Annotated in this window: 14 protein-coding genes and 1 pseudogene; 13 read left to right on the top strand and 2 right to left on the bottom strand. The window is 73.6% G+C overall.

The genetic code is table 11. The features are described from left to right. Positions 1–137 precede the first annotated feature (137 nt). Positions 138–1217 carry an amidohydrolase family protein gene (locus tag V6U77_RS16845; protein ID WP_334607275.1) on the top strand — a complete coding sequence of 360 codons (1080 nt, stop codon included), beginning with the start codon at positions 138–140 and terminating at the stop codon, positions 1215–1217. Between the two features lie 13 nt (positions 1218–1230). Here V6U77_RS16845 and V6U77_RS16840 read toward each other — a convergent pair whose 3' ends face one another. Continuing rightward, complete coding sequence (locus V6U77_RS16840; RefSeq protein ID WP_334607274.1) at positions 1231–1836, bottom strand: TetR family transcriptional regulator; 606 nt, start codon at positions 1834–1836, stop codon at positions 1231–1233. A 103-nt stretch (positions 1837–1939) separates the two neighbouring features. Here V6U77_RS16840 and proS point away from each other — a divergent pair, with 103 nt between their 5' ends. The 12 genes and pseudogenes from proS (at position 1940) to V6U77_RS16780 (ending at position 10345) form a co-directional block, all read left to right on the top strand. After that, positions 1940–3346 carry a proline--tRNA ligase gene (gene proS, locus V6U77_RS16835; protein ID WP_334607273.1) on the top strand — a complete coding sequence of 469 codons (1407 nt, stop codon included), beginning with the start codon at positions 1940–1942 and terminating at the stop codon, positions 3344–3346. Between the two features lie 111 nt (positions 3347–3457). Continuing rightward, a complete protein-coding gene (locus V6U77_RS16830) occupies positions 3458–4105 on the top strand; it encodes a DUF402 domain-containing protein (RefSeq protein WP_334607272.1) in 648 nt (215 codons plus the stop codon). A 273-nt stretch (positions 4106–4378) separates the two neighbouring features. Beyond that, on the top strand, positions 4379–4846 hold the full coding sequence (gene rpsP / locus V6U77_RS16825; RefSeq protein ID WP_311410948.1) for a 30S ribosomal protein S16: 468 nt from the start codon (positions 4379–4381) through the stop codon (positions 4844–4846). Continuing rightward, positions 4821–5081, top strand: a complete 261-nt coding sequence (locus V6U77_RS16820) for an RNA-binding protein (protein ID WP_172862164.1) — start codon at positions 4821–4823, stop codon at positions 5079–5081. Before rpsP ends, V6U77_RS16820 begins: the two co-directional genes overlap by 26 nt. A gap of 2 nt (positions 5082–5083) precedes the next feature. Further along, the gene (gene rimM, locus V6U77_RS16815) at positions 5084–5692 is read left to right on the top strand and encodes a ribosome maturation factor RimM (RefSeq protein ID WP_334607277.1); all 609 of its coding nucleotides are present in this window, start codon (positions 5084–5086) and stop codon (positions 5690–5692) included. A 20-nt stretch (positions 5693–5712) separates the two neighbouring features. Next, complete coding sequence (gene trmD / locus V6U77_RS16810; RefSeq protein ID WP_334607271.1) at positions 5713–6486, top strand: tRNA (guanosine(37)-N1)-methyltransferase TrmD; 774 nt, start codon at positions 5713–5715, stop codon at positions 6484–6486. Between the two features lie 143 nt (positions 6487–6629). Next, positions 6630–6986, top strand: coding sequence for a 50S ribosomal protein L19 (rplS, locus tag V6U77_RS16805; RefSeq protein WP_210836847.1), 357 nt, complete (start codon positions 6630–6632; stop codon positions 6984–6986). A 185-nt stretch (positions 6987–7171) separates the two neighbouring features. Further along, positions 7172–8046: pseudogene (gene lepB / locus V6U77_RS16800) on the top strand (signal peptidase I). 9 nt (positions 8047–8055) lie between these two features. Continuing rightward, the gene (gene lepB, locus V6U77_RS16795; RefSeq protein WP_334607270.1) at positions 8056–8676 is read left to right on the top strand and encodes a signal peptidase I; all 621 of its coding nucleotides are present in this window, start codon (positions 8056–8058) and stop codon (positions 8674–8676) included. Between the two features lie 48 nt (positions 8677–8724). Continuing rightward, positions 8725–9219, top strand: a complete 495-nt coding sequence (locus V6U77_RS16790; RefSeq protein ID WP_334607269.1) for an NUDIX hydrolase — start codon at positions 8725–8727, stop codon at positions 9217–9219. After that, a complete protein-coding gene (locus V6U77_RS16785; protein WP_334607268.1) occupies positions 9213–10025 on the top strand; it encodes a ribonuclease HII in 813 nt (270 codons plus the stop codon). Before V6U77_RS16790 ends, V6U77_RS16785 begins: the two co-directional genes overlap by 7 nt. Beyond that, positions 10022–10345, top strand: a complete 324-nt coding sequence (locus V6U77_RS16780; RefSeq protein ID WP_007075222.1) for a DUF2469 domain-containing protein — start codon at positions 10022–10024, stop codon at positions 10343–10345. Before V6U77_RS16785 ends, V6U77_RS16780 begins: the two co-directional genes overlap by 4 nt. A gap of 96 nt (positions 10346–10441) precedes the next feature. Here V6U77_RS16780 and V6U77_RS16775 read toward each other — a convergent pair whose 3' ends face one another. Beyond that, positions 10442–11548 (bottom strand): sulfite oxidase, encoded by a 1107-nt coding sequence (locus tag V6U77_RS16775; RefSeq protein ID WP_334607267.1) that lies wholly within the window; start codon positions 11546–11548, stop codon positions 10442–10444. Between the last annotated feature and the right edge of the window lie 6 nt (positions 11549–11554).

The following is an 11554-nucleotide window of genomic DNA, read 5'->3' as shown; positions in this document are numbered from 1 at the left end:
GGCCGTGCCGGGCGCGGCCGGGCGCGGCCGGGCGCGGCCGGCGGGCCGGCGCGTCCGCCGCCCCCGGGCCCGCCCGGCGCGTGCCGACCGGGGAGAATGGCGGGCGGACGGCCCTTTCACGCGCAGACGGAGGACGCATGGCCTGGCACGTACGCGGCGTGGTGCTGCCCGACGACGAGGTCCGTGACCTGTGGCTGGTCGGCGACCGGGTCACCTTCACCCCCGTCCCCGGCGCGGAGACCATCGCCGACGGCGGGTTCGTGCTGCCCGGCCTGATCGACGCGCACTGCCACATCGGTATCGCCCGCGGCGGCGCCCCGGTCACCTCGCTCGACCAGGCCCGCGAGCTGGCCCGCGTCGATCGCGACGCCGGGATCCTCGCCATCCGCGACGCCGGGTCGCCGTACCCGTACCCCGAGCTCGACGACGAGCCCGACCTGCCGCGGCTGGCCCGCGCCGGCCGGCACGTCGCGCCGCCGAAGCGCTACCTGCGCGACATCGGCGTCGAGGTCGGCGCGGCGGAGGTGGCCGCGACGGTGACCGCGCAGGCGCGCGCCGGCAACGGCTGGGTGAAGCTGGTCGGCGACTGGATCGACCGGGGCGTCGGCGACCTCGCCCCGGCGTGGGACGCCGACACCATGACGGCCGCCGTCCGGGCCGCGCACGCCGCCGGGGTGCGCGCCGCCGTGCACACCTTCTCCGAGTCGGCCGTCGAGATCATGGTGCGCGCCGGGGTGGACTCGGTGGAGCACGGCACGGGCCTGAGCCTGGACCTCATCGACGAGATGGCCCGCCGGGGCACCGCCCTCGTCCCCACGATGATCAACATCCGGACCTTCGGCGGGATCGCCGAGCAGGCGCGGGCCAAGTTCCCCGGCTACGCCGAGCACATGCTCGCCCTGCGCGACCGCTTCCCCGAGGTGGTCCGCTCGGCGCACGAGGCCGGCGTGCCGATCTACGTGGGCACCGACGCCGGCGGCGGCATCGACCACGGCCTCGCCGCGGAGGAGATGCTGCTGCTGCACGAGCAGGCCGGCATGTCCACCATCGACGTGCTCGCCGCCGCGTCCTGGCGGGCCCGCGAGTGGCTCGGCTTCCCCGGCCTGGTCGAGGGCGGCCTGGCGGACCTCGTCGTCTACGCCGAGGACCCGCGCGCCGACCTGCGCGCCGTACGCGACCCCGCCCGCATCGTGCTGCGCGGTCGCGTCGTGCGCTGACCCCGACGGCCGGTCAGCCGGTCCCGTCGCCCCGGGTGACCGCGTGCACGAGCAGGAACACCGCCAGGTCGGCGAGGGCGGCGGCCGTCTGCGCGACGGGGGCGCCGGGCAGGACGATGTGGCTGATCACCAACCGGACGACCGAGTCCGTGGCGAAGGCGACCGCGTCCCGGTCGGCGCCCGGCAGCACGTCGTCGGCCCACTCCAGCAACACCTCGGTGGCCTCGGTCAGGACCAGCTCCGAGCGGGTGGTGAGGTAGGGCAGCAGGTCGTCCGAGCCGCCCCGGGAGCTGGTCAGGACGGCCTTGATCAGCGGGTCGTCGACCGCCTGCGTGAGGGTGTGCGAGATGGTGGCGTGCGCGGCGGCCCGGACGTCGTCGCCGTGCGCGCGCAGCAGGGCGCGTACGTCGCCGACGAACCGGTCGACCTCCTGCCGGGCGAGCGCCTCGGCCAGCCCCGCCTTGGTGCCGAACTCGTTGTAGACCGTCTGCCGGCTGACCCCCGCCGCCCGCGCGACGGCACCCATCCGGACGCCGTCCCAGCCGGTCGCGATGGTCAACGCCCGAGCGGCCTCGACGATCGCCTCCCGGGAACGGGTGCCGTCCCTCACCTCACCCATGGTGGTCGAATCCTAGCCCGGCCGCACCGACCGGCACGGCGGAGACAGGCGACGTCGCGCCCGATGGCGTCGTCCCTTCGGCCGACGCATAGGATCTGCGGTCATGGCACGCGTGCTCACTCCCCGTGCGGAGGACTTTCCCCGCTGGTACCAGGACCTGATCGCCAAGGCGAAGCTGGCCGACAACGGCCCGGTCCGCGGGACCATGGTCATCCGACCGGCCGGCTACGCCATCTGGGAGCGGATGCAGGCCGAGATGGACGCCCGGATCAAGGCGGCGGGCGCGGAGAACGCGTACTTCCCGCTCTTCATCCCCGAGAGCTACCTCAAGCGCGAGGCCGAGCACGTCGAGGGCTTCTCGCCGGAACTCGCGGTGGTCACGCACGGCGGCGGCAAGCAGCTCGCCGAGCCGGTGGTGGTGCGCCCCACCAGCGAGACCGTCATCGGCGAGTTCATGGCCAAGTGGATCGACTCCTACCGGGACCTTCCGCTGCTGCTCAACCAGTGGGCGAACGTGGTCCGCTGGGAACTGCGCCCCCGCATCTTCCTGCGCACCAGCGAGTTCCTCTGGCAGGAGGGGCACACGGCGCACGCGACCCGCGACGACGCCCGCGCCTACGCCCGCCGGATCCTGCACGAGGCGTACGAGGACCTGATGGTCAACGTGCTCGGCATCCCGGTGGTCGTCGGCCTCAAGACGGCCCGTGAGCGCTTCGCCGGCGCCACCGCCACCTACACCTGCGAAGGCATGATGGGCGACGGCAAGGCGCTCCAGCTCGGCACCAGCCACGAGCTGGGGCAGAACTTCGCCAGGGCCTTCGACATCAGCTACTCCTCCGCCGAGGGCGGCCGGGAGCACGCCTGGACGACCTCCTGGGGCACCTCCACCCGCATGCTCGGCGGCCTGATCATGTGTCACGGCGACGACAACGGCCTGCGGGTGCCGCCGAAGCTGGCGCCCGTGCAGGCGTACGTCATGGTGGTCAAGGACGGCGAGGGCGTCGGCGAGGCGGCGGGCAGGCTGCGCGACGCGCTGCGCGACGCGGGCGTGCGGGTCGCGCTCGACGACCGCGTCGACACCCCGTTCGGCCGCCGGGCCGTCGACGCCGAGCTGCGCGGCTATCCGGTACGCGTCGAGGTCGGCCCCCGCGACCTGGCCGCCGGCAACGCGGTCGTGGTGCGCCGCACGGACGGCTCGAAGTCCCCGACGCCGGTGGCCGACGTGGTGACCGCCGTGCTGGCCGCTCTCGACGCCGACCAGCGGGCCCTGCACGACCAGGCGCTGGCCCACCGGCTCTCCCGCACGGTCGAGGTGTCGACGCTGGCCGAGGCGATCGAGGCGGCGGCCACCGGCTGGGCCATGGTGCCGTGGTCGGCGGTCGGCGTCCAGGGCGAGGCCGAGGCGAACGGCCAGGGCGTCACGGTGCGCTGCCTGCTGCGCGCCGACGGCTCGGTGCCCGACTCGGAGGACGAGCCCGACCTGGTCGCCGTCCTGGCCCGCGCCTACTGACCGACCCGTACGCCGCCCGGCCGGTCCCGCCTCGCGGGGCCGGCCGTCCGCGTTGCGCCACCCGGCGGGTCGACGGGCCGGGGGCCCGCCGCCCGCCGGTAGGGTCGGTGCGTGAGATTCGAACCTGGGCGGCTGATCGTGCACCGCAACGTGCGCCGGGGCCGGATCGGCTGGGTACGCGCCGCGCGCGTGGTCAGCGACGACGACCGGGGCCTGCTGCTCTGGGTGGCCCGCGACTCCCCGGTCGCGAGCGAGGTCACCGAGGCCGGGCTGGGCATGCGGGCGGTGCCGTTCACCGAGTGGATCTCGTCGTCGTACCGCCTGGCCACCGGCCGGTGGGACGGCCCCTCCGTGCTCAAGTTCCTGCCCGCCGGGGCGGCCCACTCCGTGTGGTGGTTCCGCGACGCGCACGACCGCTTCGCCACCTGGTACGTCAACCTGGAGGAGCCCGGGGTGCGCTGGGACGACGGCACGCTCGCCGGCGTCGACATGGTGGACCAGGACCTCGACGTGGTCGTGCGCCCGGACCGGGGCTGGGAGTGGAAGGACGAGGGGGAGTTCGTCGAGCGGCTGGCCTTCCCCGACCACTACTGGGTGCCCGACGCGGACGCGGTCCGGGCCGAGGGGAAGCGGGTGATCGCGTTGGCCGAGGCGGGGGAGTTCCCGTTCGACGGCACCTGGTGCGACTTCACCCCGCCGCCCGACTGGATCGTCCCCGACGAGCTGCCGCCCGGCTGGGACCGCCCCCCGGTGCGCTGACCCCGCCGCGCGAGAAGCCGGACCAGCCTCAGCCGGTGTGCTTTCGGTCACTTCCGCCGCCCGGTGGGTGACCCGGGGCGGTCCGGTGTGAGAGATCCGGGTCCGATCTGGCAGAATGGCTGGCTGGTATCCGGCGCGTGTCCGGCGCCCTCTAACCCGGGCACGTCGCCAGTCCACCGAGCAGTCTCCGGCCCAACCCCACTGTGCCGGTCGACACTCACCCGTGCACCGCCCGTATTGGGCAGGTGAGATCGCAACAGGAGCGAAACAACTGTGGCCGTAAAGATCCGGCTCCTGCGGATGGGCAAGATCCGCAACCCGCAGTACCGCATCGTCATCGCCGACTCGCGCACCAAGCGCGACGGCCGGGCGATCGAGTTCGTCGGGGTCTACCAGCCGAAGGAAGACCCTTCGGTGATCGAGGTCAAGTCGGAGCGGGTCCAGTACTGGCTGTCCGTCGGCGCCCAGCCGAGCGAGGCGGTGCAGCGGCTGCTGGAGCTGACCGGTGACTGGCAGAAGTTCAAGGGCCTGCCGGCCCCGCCGCCGCTGAAGGTCGCCCCGGAGCGGGTCGACCGCACCGCGGCGTACGAGGCCGAGGCGAAGGCCGCCGCCGGCCTGGCCGAGGCTCCGGCCAAGCCGGCCAAGAAGGCCGCCAAGGCCGAGGCTCCGGCCGAGGCGCCGAAGACCGAGGCTCCGGCCGAGGCGCCGGCTGCCGCTGCCGACGCCGGTGAGCAGGCCTGACATGCCTCTGCGTCCGGCGTTGGAGCACCTGGTCAAGGGCATCGTCGACCACCCCGATGACGTACGCGTCCGGATGGTCGACTCCCGTCGGGGCAAGCGGCTGGAAGTCCGCGTGCACCCGGAGGACCTCGGCACGGTGATCGGGCGGTCCGGCCGGACCGCCAAGGCGCTGCGTCAGGTGATCGGCTCCATCGGCGGGCGCGGCGTACGCGTCGACATCGTCGACTCGTACTGATGCTGCTCATCGTCGGCAGGATCGGCAAACCGCACGGCATCCGCGGTGAGGTCACCGTGGAGGTGCGGACCGACGAACCCGAGGCGCGGTTCGCCCCAGGCATGGTGCTGCGCACCACGCCTGGGGCGACGCCCCGGGCCGCGTCCACCGATCGGGTGCCGCGCACCGGACCCGGCGCGGCCGGCGACGGCTCGGCGGCCGTGCCCGAGCAGGGTGTCGCGTTCCGGGTGCCCGACGAACTGGTCGTGGAGTCCGCCCGCTGGCACCAGGAGCGGATGCTGGTCGCGTTCGAGGGCATCGGGGACCGGGACGTCGCCGAGGCGCTGCGCGGCACGCTGGTCGGGGTCGACAGCGCCGACGTCGCGCCGCCGGAGGACCCGGAGGAGTTCCACGACCACCAGCTCGTCGGGCTGGCCGTGGTCACCCCGCAGGGAGACCGGCTGGGCGAGGTGGCCCGGATCGACCACGCCCCCGCCTCCGACCTGCTGGTGCTGCGCCGCCCCGAGGGCGGCACCGCGCTCATCCCGTTCGTCAGGGCGATCGTCCCCGAGGTTGACCTCGCCGGCGGTCGCGTCGTCGTCGACCCGCCGGCCGGTCTGCTCGATCTGTAGAACCGCTGGAGCACCCCCGCATGCGCGTCGACATCGTGTCGATCTTCCCGGAGTACCTCGCCCCGCTGGATCTGTCGCTGATCGGCAGGGCGCGGGCGAACGGCACCCTGCGGCTGGCCGTACACGATCTGCGGCTCTGGACCCACGACGTGCACCGCACGGTCGACGACACGCCCTACGGCGGCGGCCCCGGCATGGTGATGCGGCCGGAGCCGTGGGGTGAGGCGCTCGACGCCCTCGCCCCGGCGGAGGTCACCCCGCCCCGGCTGGTGGTGCCGGCCCCGACCGGCGCCCCCTTCACCCAGGCGATGGCGCACGACCTGGCCGCCGAGGCGCACCTGCTCTTCGCCTGCGGCCGGTACGAGGGCATCGACCAGCGGGTGCTCGACCACGCCGCCACCCGGATGCCGGTGACCGAGGTCTCGCTCGGCGACTACGTCCTCTTCGGCGGGGAGGTGGCCGTGCTGGTGATCATGGAGGCGGTCACCCGGCTGCTGCCCGGGGTGCTCGGCAACGCGGGCTCGCTGGCGGAGGAGTCGCACGCCCACGGGCTGCTGGAGGCCCCCATGTACACGAAGCCGGCGACCTGGCGCGGGCTGGAGGTGCCGGAGGTGCTCCGCTCCGGCGACCACGGCAGGATCGCCCGCTGGCGGCGGGACGAGGCGCTGACCCGCACCGCGACGCGCCGTCCCGACATGCTCGCCGCGCTGGACCCGGAGCTGCTGGACAAGCGGGACGTCGCCGCGCTGGACCGGGCCGGGTTTCAGGTGCCGCCGGGGGATGTGGCAAAGTAGGGGGGTTGCCGCAACCGGCCGCGCCGCGGACGGCTGCGAGGATCCCCGACCGGGGTCGGGTCACCGACCACCACCCGGGGATCAGAATCACCCACCTCGCGCACCGATTGACGGTGTGCCGTGAGCCTCACGAGGACGCAGCGATGAACATCCTGGACGCCCTTGACGCCCAGTCGAAGCGCACCGACCTCCCCGACTTCCGTGCCGGTGACACCGTCAAGGTGCACGCCCGGGTCGTCGAGGGCAACCGGTCCCGTGTCCAGATCTTCCAGGGCGTCGTCATCCGCCGCCAGGGTGACGGTCTGCGCGAGACCTTCTCGGTCCGCAAGATCAGCTTCGGTGTCGGTGTCGAGCGCACCTACCCGATCAACAGCCCGGGCATCGACCGGATCGAGGTCGTGACCCGCGGTGACGTGCGCCGGGCCAAGCTCTACTACCTGCGCGAGCTGCGCGGCAAGAAGGCCAAGATCAAGGAGAAGCGCGAGAAGCAGCCCAGCTGACCCTCGCGCTCGCCACGCCGCCCGAGCTGCGCGTATGTCGTACCGACCGGACCGCACTACCCTGGTCGCTACGGGCGCAGCCGGGCGACGTCCCGCCACCACGGCGGAGCGACGGCCACTACCGCCCGGGGAGCCCCGACGGGGTTCCCGGGCGGTAGTGTCATTTCTGCTGACCGGAGAGTGGCGTGGTGCAGACGCTTGACGAGGACGGCGCCGTCGACCCGTGGCGACGTCGGGCCCGCCGGCCGCGCCGGCAGATGCCCCTCTGGCAGGAGCTGCCGCTGCTGCTCGTCGTCGCGTTCTGCCTCGCGGTGCTGATCCGCACGTTCCTGCTCCAGGCGTTCTTCATCCCCTCCGGCTCGATGGAGGACACCCTCCTCGTCGGCGACCGCGTCCTGGTCAACAAGGTCGTCTACGACGTACGCGACCCGGTGCGTGGCGAGGTCGTCGTCTTCCGGGGCACCGAACGCTGGGCCCCGCAGGTCGACGAGGAGCCGGAGCCAGGCTTTGCCGGCAAGCTCAGCCGCACCGTCGGCGACCTGGTCGGCGTCAGCCGCCCCGGCGAGAAGGACTTCATCAAGCGGGTCATCGGGCTGCCCGGCGACCGGGTGAGGTGCTGCGACGCCGAGGGGCGGGTGCTGGTCAACGGCACCCCGCTCGACGAGTCGTCGTACGTCCTGCGGGACTCGCCGCTCGACATCCCGCCCAACCCCCGCGAGTGCCGTTCCCGGCGCTTCGAGGAGGTCGTGGTCCCGCCCGGGCAGATCTTCGTGATGGGCGACCACCGCATGGTCTCCCAGGACGCCCGCTGCCAGGGGCCGGTGCCGATCGAGAACGTGGTGGGTCGGGCGTTCACGGTGGTCTGGCCCTCGTCGCGCTGGAGCACCCTGTCGGTGCCCGCGACGTTCGACGACGTCGCCGACGCGCCGGCCGCCTCCACCGGCGCCCCGCCCCCGGTGCGCCCCACGCCGGACGGTGGTGTGGTGCTGTTCGTCCCGGCCGCTGCCGCGCTCGCCGTTCTCGCGCGTTCCGGACGGTGGCGTCCGGTCGGGCAACGTAGGCTCGTGCCGTGATTGACGAGCAGACCGACAAGCCGCGCAGCTCCTTCTGGAAGGAGCTGCCCATCCTCCTGGGTGTGGCGATCCTGGTCGCGGTGCTGGTGCGTGCCTTCGTGCTGCAGACCTTCTTCATCCCCTCCCCGTCGATGGAGAACACCCTCCAGATCGACGACCGGGTGCTGGTCAACAAGCTGGTCTACGACTTCCGGTCCCCGCGCCGGGGCGAGGTGATCGTCTTCAAGGCCCCCATGGAGTGGAGCGCCAACCCCGACGGCGAGGACTTCATCAAGCGCGTCATCGGCGTGGGCGGCGACCACGTGGTCTGCTGTGACGCGCAGGACCGACTGGTGATCAACGGCAGGTCGCTGGACGAGCCCTACATCTTCCCTGGCGACAAGACCGCCGAGGAGTTCGACATCACCGTCCCGAAGGGCCGGCTCTGGGTGATGGGCGACCACCGCGAGGCGTCGGGCGACTCGCTGGAGCACTGGCAGCAGTCCGGTCAGGACATCACCGTCGCCACCATCCCCGAGGGCGACGTCGTGGGGCGGGCCTTCACCGTCTTCTGGCCCTTCGGCCGGGCCACCTGGCTGAGCGTCCCCGAGCCGTTCGAGGCCATTCCCCAACCGTAGGGGTCGCCGGGCGTGGGCGTTGTCGGCGGTGTCTGGCAGGCTGGTGCGGTGACCGTCTACACCCCCCGGCGCGCGGCGCGCGTCCTGCTCGTCGACGCGGCGGGTCGGGTGCTGCTCTTCTGCGGCTCCGACCCGGCCCGTCCCGAGCACGGCCGCTGGTGGTTCACCCCCGGCGGCGGCCTGGACGCGGGGGAGACCTATCCCGAGTGCGCGGCGCGGGAGTTGGCCGAGGAGACCGGGCTGCGGCTGCCGGCCCCGGCGTTCGGCGCGCCCGTGCACCGCGACCTGACGGAGTTCCCCTTCGACGGCGTGTGGTACCGGCAGGAACAGGAGTTCTTCCTGGTGCGGGTGACGGGTCACGAGGTCGACACCGCGGGGTTCAGCGAGATCGAGCGGGCCAGCGTCGCCGCGCACCGGTGGTGGCCGCCGGACGAGCTGGCCGCCAGCGGCGAGCGCTACTACCCGCCGGACCTGCCGGCGGTGCTGGCCCGGGCGCTGGCCGCCACGGCGGCGCCGACCGTCGGAAAGGACGCGTCGTGCTGACGCCGCCGCGCACGGTGGTGCGCCGCGAGGGCGGGCTCTACGCGCTGGAGCGCGCGTTGCAGCGGCGTGGCTTCCGGCACGTCGCCGGGGCCGACGAGGCGGGTCGCGGCGCCTGCGCCGGGCCGCTGGTCGCCGCCGCCGCGATCCTGCCCGAGGGGCGACGCGGGGAGATCGACGGGCTGGCCGACTCCAAGCTGCTCACGCCCGCCAGCCGGGAGCGGATCCACGACGAGGTCGTGGCCCGCGCGCTCGCGTACGCCGTGGTGGTCGTCGAAGCCGAGGAGGTCGACGAGCGGGGCCTGCACGTGTGCAACCTCGCCGCGATGCGCCGCGCGCTGGCGTCGCTGACGACCCGCCCCGACTACGTGCTGACCGACGGCTTCGGGGTCGACGGCCTCGACGTGCCGGGGCTGGCGGTGTGGAAGGGCGACCGGGTGGCGGCCTGCGTCGCGGCGGCGAGCGTGCTCGCGAAGGTCACCCGGGACCGGATCATGGTCGAGATGGACGGGACGTACCCGGGTTACGGGTTCGCCGAGCACAAGGGTTACATCACCGCGGAACACACCGCGGCGCTGCGGGAGCGGGGGCCGTGCCGGGAACACCGGTTCTCGTACGTGAACGTGGCGACGGTGTCCGGTCGCGACGGCGCCCCGCCCCGGGCGCGTCGGCCGGCCGGCGCGAGGTGGGACGAGCCGATGGAGCGCTCCTGCCCGCCAGGGGGTACCGTCGGCGTGGCGTTGGGCGAGCAGCCTCAGCCTCCGGCGTCGGTGGGGGAAGATGTGGTCATGGAAGGCGGAGTGCGATGAGCGCGGAAGACCTCGAGAAGTACGAGACCGAGATGGAGCTGCAGCTCTACCGGGAGTACCGCGACATCGTCCGCCAGTTCTCCTACGTGGTGGAGACGGAACGCCGCTTCTACCTGGCCAACCAGGTCGACCTGCACGTGCGCAACTCCGACGGCGAGGTCTACTTCGAGGTCGAGATGCACGACGCCTGGGTGTGGGACATGTACCGTCCCGCCCGGTTCGTGAAGAACGTCCGGGTGATGACCTTCAAGGACGTCAACGTCGAGGAGTTGGAGAAGCCCGACATCTCGCTGCCCGCCGACTCCGGCTTCGGCGGCTGACCCACCGCTGCTGGCGCCCGGCGGTCGCACCGTGGGGCGTGCGGCCCGCCGGCGCCCCCACCCGCCGCGAGGTCGCCGGCCGCCCGGCGGTCGGCTTCAGTCCGACAGCACCACGACCTCGACCCGCTGGACGAGGTTGTTGGCGAAGCCGCCCCGGTTCCACGGCTGCTCGACCGGCTGGCTACGGCCGGAGGCGTCGGTGGCGCGGGCCCCGAGGACGTGCCGCCCGGGCTGGGCCGTCCACTCGTAGCGCCATCGGCGCCAGGCGAACTCCCCGCCGGTCTGGGTGTCCAGGCTGGCCGGTCGCCAAGTGGCCCCGCCGTCGGTGGTGACCTCCACCGAGGCGACCGGGGCGTGGCCGGACCAGGCGCGACCGTCCAACGTGCACGGGCCGGGCCGCAGCACGCGGGTACGGGACATGAAGTCGGGAAAGCCGGGTGGCCGGACCAGCGCCCGTGGCTCGATCCGGGTCACCGGCACCCCGGGGTCGGCGGCGTCCCGGCGCAGCCGGTAGGCGACCGCGTTCTGGTAGCCGTCGAACGCCTGGGTGCGTACGTCGATCGCGCGCAGCCACTTGACGTGCGCCATGCCGTACCAGCCGGGCACGATCAGCCGCAGCGGGGCACCGTGCTGCGGCAGCAACGGGGCGCCGTTCATCTCGTACGCCAGCAGCACCTCCTCGCGCAGCGCGTCGGCGGCCGGCAGCGCCCGCTGGTAGTCCTGCTCGACGCCGCGTTCCACGCCGTGGTCGGCGCCCGTGAAGACCACGTCCACGGCGTCGGCGGCGATGCCCGCCTCGCGCAGCAGCGGCGCCAGCGGGGTGCCCGTCCACTCCGCGTTGCCGACGGCCTCGACCAGCCACGGCTGGCTGACCGGCCGGGGGTGCAGCAGGGCGCGCCCGTTGCCCGCGCACTCCAGCGTGACCCGGCGGGTGATCCGGGGTCGCTCGCGCAACGCGGCGAGGTCGAGGGTCAGCGGCCGGTCCACCGCGCCGGACACGCTCAGCGCGTGCGTGTGCGGGTCGAGATCGGGGATGTCGTAGTGGATGAGCAGGTAGTGCAGGCCCGCCGGGGTCACGTCGTAGCGCAGCGCCTCCAGCGGGATGCCGTGGTTGCGGGCGGCGAGCTGCAACTCCTCGGTGGTGATCCCCTCGCCGGGCTCCGCCACCCGGGAGGGCCCGCTGACGTCGTCCACAGTGGTCATCGAGGC

Source organism: Micromonospora sp. CPCC 205546 (genome assembly GCF_036902715.1).
Classification (GTDB): domain Bacteria; phylum Actinomycetota; class Actinomycetes; order Mycobacteriales; family Micromonosporaceae; genus Micromonospora.
Note: the sequence above shows the minus strand (reverse complement) of the source record. Positions and strands in the feature narration are given on the sequence as shown.

What these genes read in the sequence shown, in the direction of transcription:
- V6U77_RS16845 (WP_334607275.1), top strand. Translation starts at nt 138, where the DNA reads ATGGCCTGGCACGTACGCGGCGTGGTGCTGCCCGACGACGAGGTCCGT.
- V6U77_RS16775 (WP_334607267.1), bottom strand. Translation starts at nt 11,548, where the DNA reads ATGACCACTGTGGACGACGTCAGCGGGCCCTCCCGGGTGGCGGAGCCC.
- trmD (WP_334607271.1), top strand. Translation starts at nt 5,713, where the DNA reads ATGCGCGTCGACATCGTGTCGATCTTCCCGGAGTACCTCGCCCCGCTG.
- rplS (WP_210836847.1), top strand. Translation starts at nt 6,630, where the DNA reads ATGAACATCCTGGACGCCCTTGACGCCCAGTCGAAGCGCACCGACCTC.
- V6U77_RS16780 (WP_007075222.1), top strand. Translation starts at nt 10,022, where the DNA reads ATGAGCGCGGAAGACCTCGAGAAGTACGAGACCGAGATGGAGCTGCAG.
- proS (WP_334607273.1), top strand. Translation starts at nt 1,940, where the DNA reads ATGGCACGCGTGCTCACTCCCCGTGCGGAGGACTTTCCCCGCTGGTAC.
- V6U77_RS16840 (WP_334607274.1), bottom strand. Translation starts at nt 1,836, where the DNA reads ATGGGTGAGGTGAGGGACGGCACCCGTTCCCGGGAGGCGATCGTCGAG.